This is a genomic window from Quisquiliibacterium sp. (assembly GCF_982640115.1).
The window spans coordinates 1-7961 of the sequence record NZ_CEXFHW010000175.1; the positions used below are offsets into that span (position 1 = coordinate 1).

8 protein-coding genes are annotated in these 7961 nt (G+C 69.2%); 3 read left to right on the forward strand and 5 right to left on the reverse strand.

All coding sequences use genetic code 11. From position 1 onward, the window contains the following. Window positions 1-860, reverse strand: an 860-nt coding sequence (locus tag AC2H6A_RS15965; protein ID WP_484274696.1) for an AMP-binding protein, incomplete at its 3' end; no start/stop codon positions are given. 104 nt (window positions 861-964) lie between these two features. Between AC2H6A_RS15965 and AC2H6A_RS15970 the strand changes: the two genes are divergently transcribed. Genes AC2H6A_RS15970 through AC2H6A_RS15980 form a run of 3 tightly spaced genes read left to right on the forward strand, consistent with a single transcriptional unit; the run spans window position 965 to window position 4045 of the window. Then, on the forward strand, window positions 965-2002 hold the full coding sequence (locus tag AC2H6A_RS15970; RefSeq protein WP_484274697.1) for a Bug family tripartite tricarboxylate transporter substrate binding protein: 1038 nt from the start codon (window positions 965-967) through the stop codon (window positions 2000-2002). Between the two features lie 21 nt (window positions 2003-2023). Beyond that, the gene (locus AC2H6A_RS15975) at window positions 2024-2533 is read left to right on the forward strand and encodes a tripartite tricarboxylate transporter TctB family protein (protein ID WP_484274698.1); all 510 of its coding nucleotides are present in this window, start codon (window positions 2024-2026) and stop codon (window positions 2531-2533) included. Window positions 2534-2536: 3 nt separating this feature from the next. Beyond that, the gene (locus AC2H6A_RS15980) at window positions 2537-4045 is read left to right on the forward strand and encodes a tripartite tricarboxylate transporter permease (protein ID WP_484274700.1); all 1509 of its coding nucleotides are present in this window, start codon (window positions 2537-2539) and stop codon (window positions 4043-4045) included. A gap of 36 nt (window positions 4046-4081) precedes the next feature. On the opposite strand, the gene AC2H6A_RS15985 is transcribed toward AC2H6A_RS15980, so the two are convergent. The 4 genes from AC2H6A_RS15985 to AC2H6A_RS16000 form a co-directional block, all read right to left on the reverse strand. After that, window positions 4082-5089, reverse strand: coding sequence for a 2-dehydropantoate 2-reductase (locus AC2H6A_RS15985; RefSeq protein WP_484274702.1), 1008 nt, complete (start codon window positions 5087-5089; stop codon window positions 4082-4084). Then, window positions 5086-5913, reverse strand: a complete 828-nt coding sequence (locus tag AC2H6A_RS15990) for a fumarylacetoacetate hydrolase family protein (protein ID WP_484274703.1) — start codon at window positions 5911-5913, stop codon at window positions 5086-5088. Before AC2H6A_RS15990 ends, AC2H6A_RS15985 begins: the two co-directional genes overlap by 4 nt. A gap of 97 nt (window positions 5914-6010) precedes the next feature. Further along, window positions 6011-7132: an acyl-CoA dehydrogenase family protein gene (locus tag AC2H6A_RS15995; RefSeq protein ID WP_484274704.1), complete on the reverse strand. Its 1122-nt coding sequence runs from the start codon at window positions 7130-7132 to the stop codon at window positions 6011-6013. Between the two features lie 35 nt (window positions 7133-7167). Further along, the coding region (locus AC2H6A_RS16000) for an acyl-CoA dehydrogenase family protein (RefSeq protein WP_484274706.1) at window positions 7168-7961 on the reverse strand (794 nt) is incomplete at its 5' end.

Genomic DNA, 7961 nt, shown 5'->3' on the forward strand with positions numbered 1-7961 from the left:
GGCATGGCCGACGACGAGGAGCGGATGAAGCGCAGCGGGTTGGCCTCGATCACCGCACGGTTGTTCGCCGCGCGGCTGAGGATGGTCTGGTGCATGGTGGGCACGGCCGTGTACCAGGTGGGCCGCGACTCCTCCATCCAGGCGAAGAATTTCAGCGCATTGAAGCCCGGCGTGCAGCACACCTGGCCGCCGGCCGACAGCGGCGCGAGGATGCCGGCGATCAGGCCATGGATGTGGAAGAGCGGCATGATGTTCAGGCCGCGGTCTTCGGCGGTGAGCGACAGGAAGCCACGGATGTTGCGTGCCGAGGCGCAGACATTGCGCTGGGTGAGCGGCACGATCTTCGGGCGCGAGGTGGTGCCCGAGGTGTGCAGCACCAGCGCCACATCGTCGGGCTGCGCCATGCCGGGCTGGGCCGGGGTGCCGGCCGGACCGGCCGCGAGGCTGAACGCGCCGGCGCCTGCTTCGCGCCGCGGCTGCAGCTCGATGATGCGCACGCCGAGCTTGCGCGCCACCTCCACCGCGGGCGAGGTGCTGCCGGCCTCCACGATCAGGCCGCGCGCGTTCAGGTCCGAGAGGTAGAACTCGAACTCGTCGGCGCGATACGCCGGATTGAGCGGCGCCGAGGCCGCGCCAGCCGCCACCGAGATGAAGGCGGTGGCCATCTCGGGGCCGTTGTTGAGCACGATCGCCACGCGATCGCCACGGCCGATGCCCATGGCATTGAGCGCGGCCACGGTGTCATGCACCTGGGCGCGCAGCGCCGCGAAGCTCAGACCCGCGACCCCGGGCGCGGTGAGGGCGATGGCATCGTCGGCGCCTGCCGACATCAGTTCCACGAGGGTGCTTGCTTGCGGCATCTGGAAATCCCCGACTAATTGGCCAAACCTTTGATTCTACGGGGAGGCCTTGCCAGTACCATCCGCGTCCGACGATACCGATCAACTTCCAGCCAAAGTTTCAAATGCTAAAACAATCAACGCTCTTCCCTGCGGCTGTCTCCCTTGGCCTGCAACGCGCTGCGAGAGGGCTGGCGCTCGCAGCCGGTCTTGCGGTTTCATTGAACGCAACAGCAGCCTGGGAACCCACCAAGCCGGTGGAGTTCGTGGTGCCGGCCGGCACCGGGGGCGGTGCCGACCAGATGGCGCGCTTCCTGCAAGGCGTCATCAGCAAGCACTCCCTCATGAAGCAGCCGCTGGTCGTGGTCAACAAGGCGGGCGGCGCCGGGGCCGAGGGCTTCCTCGAGGTCAAGTCGGCCAAGGGCGATCCGCACAAGATCGTCATCACCCTGTCCAACCTGTTCACCACGCCCCTGGGCACCGGCGTGCCGTTCAACTGGAAGGACATGACCCCGGTGTCGATGCTCGCGCTCGACCAGTTCGTGCTGTGGGTCAATGCCGAGTCGCCCTACAAGACCGCCCGCGAATACCTCGACGCGGTCAAGGCCGCCCCCCCGGCCACCTTCAAGATGGCCGGGACCGGTTCGCGCCAGGAAGACCAGATCATCACGGTCGCGCTCGAGAAGGTCGCCGGCCGCAAGTTCATCTATGTGCCCTTCAAGGGCGGCGGCGATGTGGCGGTGCAGCTGGTGGGCAAGCATGTCAACTCCACCGTGAACAACCCGATCGAGGCAGTGGCCCACTGGCGTGCCGGCAAGCTGCGCCCGTTGTGCGTGCTCGACGACGAGCGCATGCCCTTCAAGGCCAAGGTCACCGACACCCAGTCGTGGAACGACATCGTCTCCTGCAAGGAGGCCGGCGTCGATGTCGATTACCTGATGCTGCGCGGCATCTTCATGCCCCCGGGCGTCACGCCCGAGCAGGTCAACTTCTACATCGACCTGTTCCGCAAGGTGCGCGCCACCCCCGACTGGAAGGAGTTCGTCGAGAAGGGTGCGTTCAAGGACAGTTTCATGACCGGCAAGGAGTTCAACGACTGGCTGGTCAAGGCCGAGGCGCTCCACAAGGGCCTGATGCAGGAAGCCGGCTTCCTGGCCAAGTAGACCCGAGAGCGGAGCGCCACCATGTCCCATCCCACGGGGGATGAAACCCCCTCACGCCTGCGGCACACGCAGGTCGAGCTGATCACCTCGCTGTTCTTCCTGGCGGTTGGGGTGGTGGTCGCGGTGGACAGCCACCGCATCGGCGCGGGCTGGGCCGACGACGGGCCGCAGGCCGGCTACTTCCCTTTCTACATCGGCCTGGCGCTGGCAGCCGCCGCGATGGTCGGCGTGGTCGATGCGCTTCGTGCCGGCATCGGCGCCGGCGAGGCCTTCGCCAGCCGCGAGCAGCTCGGCCGGGTGGCCCAGGTGTTCGTGCCCACGGCGATCTATGTCGCGGCCATCTATGGCGTGGGCATCTACGTCTCCTCGGCGCTGTTCATCGGCTATTTCATGCGCCGCCATGGCCGCTTCGGCTGGCCGCTCACGGGCGCGGTCTCGGTGGGCGTGCCGCTGCTGCTGTTCATGCTCTTCGAGCGCTGGTTCCTGGTGTCCCTGCCCAAGGGCCCGATCGAACGACTGCTGGGGTTCTGAGCCATGGAAGACCTCGGCAACCTGATGCACGGCTTCTCGGTCGCGCTGTCGCTGCAGAACTTCGGATTCATGCTGCTGGGCATCGTGCTGGGCGTGCTGATCGGCGTGCTGCCCGGCCTGGGCGGCGCCAACGGCGTGGCGATCCTGCTGCCGCTCACCTTCACCATGCCGCCGGCCAGCGCGATCATCATGCTCTCGTGCATCTACTGGGGCGCGCTGTTCGGCGGGGCGATCACCTCGATCCTGTTCAACATCCCGGGCGAACCCTGGTCGGTGGCCACCACCTTCGACGGCTATCCGCTTGCCCAGCAGGGCCGCGCCGGCGAGGCGCTGACCGCCGCCTTCACCTCGTCGTTCTTCGGCGCGCTGCTCTCGGTGCTGATGGTCACCTTCCTGGCGCCGGTGGTGGCGAAGTTCGCGCTGAAGTTCGGCCCGGCGGAGTTCTTCGCGGTGCAGTTCCTCACCTTCTGCAGCTTCGTGGGCATGAGCGGCAACAAGGCCTACAAGACCATCGCGGCCATGATGCTCGGCTTCGCGCTGGGTGCGGTGGGCATGGACACCGTCACCGGCCAGTTGCGCCTCACCTTCGGCCAGCAGGAGCTGCTGCGCGGCTTCGACTTCCTGGTGGCGGTGATCGGCCTGTTCGGCGTGGGCGAGATCCTGGTCACCATGGAGGAAGGCCTCGCCTTCAAGGGCGGCCGATCGGGCATCAACGCCCGCGTGGTGCTCGAGACCTGGAAGCAGCTGCCGCGCTACTGGGCCACCGCCATCCGCGGCACCCTGATCGGCTGCTGGATGGGCATCACCCCGGGCGGGGCCACCCCGGCCTCGTTCATGAGCTATGGCATGGCCAAGCGCTTCTCGCCCAACGGCGCGCGCTTCGGCAAGGGCGAGCTCGAGGGCGTGGTCGCGCCCGAGACTGCTGCCCACGCCGCCGGCACCAGCGCGCTGCTGCCCATGCTCACGCTGGGCATCCCCGGCTCGCCCACCGCCGCGGTGCTGCTCGGTGGCCTGCTGATCTGGGGCCTGCAACCCGGCCCCTTGCTCTTCGTCGAGCAGAAGGACTTCGTCTGGGGCCTGATCGCCAGCATGTATCTCGGCAATGTGGTCGGCCTGCTGGTGGTGCTCACCACCGTGCCGTGGTGGGCGGCCATCCTGCGGGTGCCCTTCGCGATCATCGCGCCGGTCATCCTGGTGATCTGCGCGATCGGCGCCTACACCGTGCACAACGCGCTCTTCGATGTGGTGCTGATGCTGGTCTTCGGCGTGCTCGGCTACCTCTTCAAGAAGCTCGGCTATCCGCTGGCGCCGCTGGTGCTGGCGCTGGTGCTCGGTGACATGGCCGAGTCGAGCTTCCGGCAGGCGATGCTGCTCTCGCAGGGCAGCCTGTCGGTGTTCTGGGCCAACGGTCTGGTCGGTTCGCTGATGTCGCTGGGCCTGGCCATGCTGTTCTGGCAGCCACTGAACCGCATCGCCGGGGCGCTGCGCGGCCGGCCGGCCGCGGCGGGCTGAGGCCGGCCCGTCACCGCGGGCTGCGCCCGCGCCGCGCTAGAGCGGCTGGACTTCCAGCCGCCCGTTCTGCGCCGCGAGCGTGGCGGCGAGCAGCGACGCGCAGGCATGGATAGCGTCGATGCGCGGCGTCTCGATGCCGGTGATGCGGGCGAGCTCCACCACGCTGCCCAGCAGGGCGTCGAGCTCCAGTGCACGGCCGCGCTCCACATCCTGCAGCATCGAGGTCTTGTGCTCGCCCACCGCCTCGGCGCCGGCGATGCGCTTGTCCACCGACACCCGCATGCGCGCGCCGAGCTTCTCGGCCACGGCCTGCGCCTCGCGCATCATGCCCGCGGCGAGCTCACGGGTGAGCGGAAAGCGGCAGATGCCGGCCAGCGTGGCGTGCGTGAGCGCGCTCACCGGATTGAAGGTGAGATTGCCCCAGAGCTTGAGCCAGATCTCGCCGCGCAGATCGGTGGAGACCGGCGACTTGAACCCGGCGCGGATCATCGCCTCTGACAGGCGCACGGCGCGCTCGGAGCGGCTGTTGTCGGGCTCGCCCAGCGAGAAGCGGTTGCCCTCGATCACCTTGACCACGCCCGGCGCCACCAGCTCGCTCGCCGGGTAGACCACCGAGCCGATGATGCGCTCGTTCTCGATGCTGGCGGCGATCACGCCCCGCGGATCGACCGCCGTGACCGCGCGCCCGTCGTACTCGCCGCCCAGCCGATGGAAGTACCACCACGGAATGCCGTTCTGCATGGTCACCACCGCCGTGTCGGGCCCGAACAGCGCGCGCATGTCGGGGGCCACCTGCTCGACCTGATGGGCCTTGAGGGTGAGCAGCACATAGTCCTGCGGGCCGGCCTCGGCCATCGACTGCACCGCCCGGATCGGACGCGCCACCCGCTCGGTGCCATCTTCCTCGATCAGGCGGATGCCGTCGGCGCGCAAGGCCGCGAGGTTGGCGCCGCGAGCCACGAAGGTGACATCCTCGCCGGCCAGCGCCAGCCGCGCCCCGAGGTAGCCGCCGATCGCGCCGGCCCCCACGATGGTGATCTTCATCTCACACGCTCAGAAAGAGTGATGCGGCCACGGGCCGCCGTACAGGCGGCCGCGGCCTGGTATTCGTTGGACAGGGTGCCAATGCCCTCGATGCTCACCTCGACCAGCTGGCCGGGCCGCATCGGCAGCACGCCCAGCGAGGTGCCGCAGGAGATCACATCACCAGGCTCCAGCGTCATCTCCCGCGACAGGCGCGCGACAATCTGCGCCGGCTTGAAGATCATGTCGGCCACCGGATAGTTCTGACGCTCGCGGCCACCCACCAGGGTGCGCACCGTGAGCGAGAGCGGGTCGAGCCCGGTGGCAATCACCGGACCGAAAGGCCCGAAGCCATCAAAGCTCTTGGCCCGCGTCCATTGCGCGAAGGCCGGGTCGCGGTTGATCAGTTCGAGCGCGGTCACGTCATTGACGCAGGTGTAGCCCAGGATGTGGTTGGCGGCCTGCGCTTCGTCGACATCACGGCAGCGCCGGCCGATCACCACGCCGAGCTCGCCCTCGAAGACCACGCGGCCGTCGTAGGCCGTGGCCGCCGGCGCGGGGATCGGCGCGCGATGCGCCGACAGCGCGCTGGCCGCCTTGATCACCCAGAGCGGCTCGGCCGGAATGGCCTGACCCTGCTTGGCAGCCGCGGCGTGGAAGTTGTTCCACAGGCAGATGAACTTGCCGGGCTCGCAGGGCGCGAGCCAGTGCACCGCGTCGGCCGCGAGCACCTGGCCGGTGGGCCGGGGCGAATCGAAGATCGAGCCCTCGTGAACCACGACCCGGTCGCCGTCGAGCTGGCCCAGGGCGGGGCGACCATCGAGCAGGAAACGCATCCAGAGCATGGCGGGGGCATCGTCCGTGAGAAAGCGCCGGATGGTAGCACCGCCCCCCGCGCCGGCCGGCAGCGTCCGAGAAGCGCGCTCGGACGCGTGACGGAGCTCAGTAGCCGTTGAGCCGCGCCAGCCGGTCGCCGTGGAAGGCGGCGTCGCCGAAGAGTTCCTGCAGCACCTTGATGCGCTTCATGAACAGGCCCTGGTCGAAGGCATCGGTCATGCCCATGCCGCCATGCATCTGCACGCCCTCCTGGGCCGCCAGGCCAGCCGCCTGGCAGGCCTTGGCCTTGGCCACCGACACCCAGCGCGCCGCCTCGTCGCCGCCGGCCGCGGCCGCCTGCAGGCCACGCATGACCGCGGCCCGGGCAAGTTCGAGATCGGTGTAGAGGATGGAAGCGCGGTGCTGCAGCGCCTGGAACTCGCCGATGGTGCGACCGAACTGCTTGCGATCACGCAGGTAGGCCACGGTGCGCGAGAAGGTCTCGTCGCCGGCGCCGAGCAGTTCGGCGGCCAGCACCGCGCGGCCCGCTTCGAGCACAGCCGCCAACACCTGCGCGCCACGGGCCGGACCGACCAGCACCTGCGCCGCCGGCACCGACACGGCATCGAGTCGCACCCGCGCGGCGTTGTGGGCATCGACCATCACGGTGCGCTCGACCGCAACGCCGGCCTGGGCGGGATCGACCAGCAGCAGCACCGTGCCCTGCGGCGCGGTGGCCGCGACGATCAGCCAGTGGGCCACATGGCCATCGACCACGAAGGTCTTGGCGCCCTGCAGGGTGTAGCCATCACCGGCCGGCGTGGCTGCACAGGCGAGCGCCGCCGGCCGATGACGCGGCCCCTCGTCGACGGCCAGCGCGAACAGCCGCTCGCCGGCGGCCAGCGCCGACAGGTGTCCGGCCATGGCGTCGGGTCGGTCGGCACTGGCCAGGGCGGTCGCACCCAGCACCGAGGTGGCGAAGAAGGGCGAGGGCATCAGGCTGCGCCCGATGGCCTCCATGATGATGCCGGCCTCGACCAGGCCCAGGCCGAGACCGCCGTGGGCCTCGGCGACCAGCACGCCCGAGAAGCCCATGCTGGCGAATTCCTTCCAGAGGGCGCGGTCGAAACCGTCGGGATCGCGGCTGTCGCGCAGCCGACGCAGATGGGCCACCGGCGCGCGCTCGCCGATGAAGCTGCGCGCCGAGTCGTGCAGCATGCGCTGCGATTCATCCAGGGTGAGTGCCATGGGGTTTCCGTTCAGATAGCGGGGCCGCGCCGGACTCAGGCGCCGGGCAGCGCCAGGATGCGCTTGGAGACGATGTTGAGCTGGACCTCGCTGGTCCCGCCCTCGATGGAGTTGGCCTTGGTACGCAGCCAGCCGCGCGCCAGCGCGCCGTCATCGGAGCGCTCGCTCTCCCACTCGAGCGCATCGCTGCCGGCAGCCTGCATCGCCAGCTCGAAGCGACGCTTGTTGAGCTCGGAGCCGTAGTACTTGAGCACCGACGAGAAGGCCGGGTCGGCCTGCCCCTGCCGGGCAAGGTCACCGTGGCGCTCGAGCATCAGGCCGAAGGCGGCCTCGTCGACCTCGAAGGCGGCAAGGCTGGCACGCAGCAGCGGATCGGCGAGCCGCCCCTCGGCGTCGCGGCCGGCGGCGGCCAGCGCGGTCTGGGGCAGCGGCCGGCCGGCGCTGCGCGTGCCCATGCCGCTGATCGATTCGCGCTCATGCGTGAGCAGGTACTTGGCGATCTCCCAGCCGCGGTTGATCTCGCCCACCAGGTTGCGGCGCGGCACCTGGACATTGTCGAAGAAGGTCTCGCAGAACGGCGACTTGCCCGAAATCAGGAGGATGGGGCGCGTGGTGACGCCCGGCGAGGCCATGTCGAAGAGCAGGAAGCTGATGCCGTCATGCTTCTTCGCGGCGAAGTCGGTGCGCACCAGGCAGAAGATCCAGTCGGCCTTGTCGGCGTAGGAAGTCCAGATCTTCTGGCCGTTGACCATGAAGTGGTCGCCCTGCAGATCGGCGCGGGTGGCGAGCGAGGCAAGGTCGGAGCCGGCATTGGGCTCGGAGTAGCCCT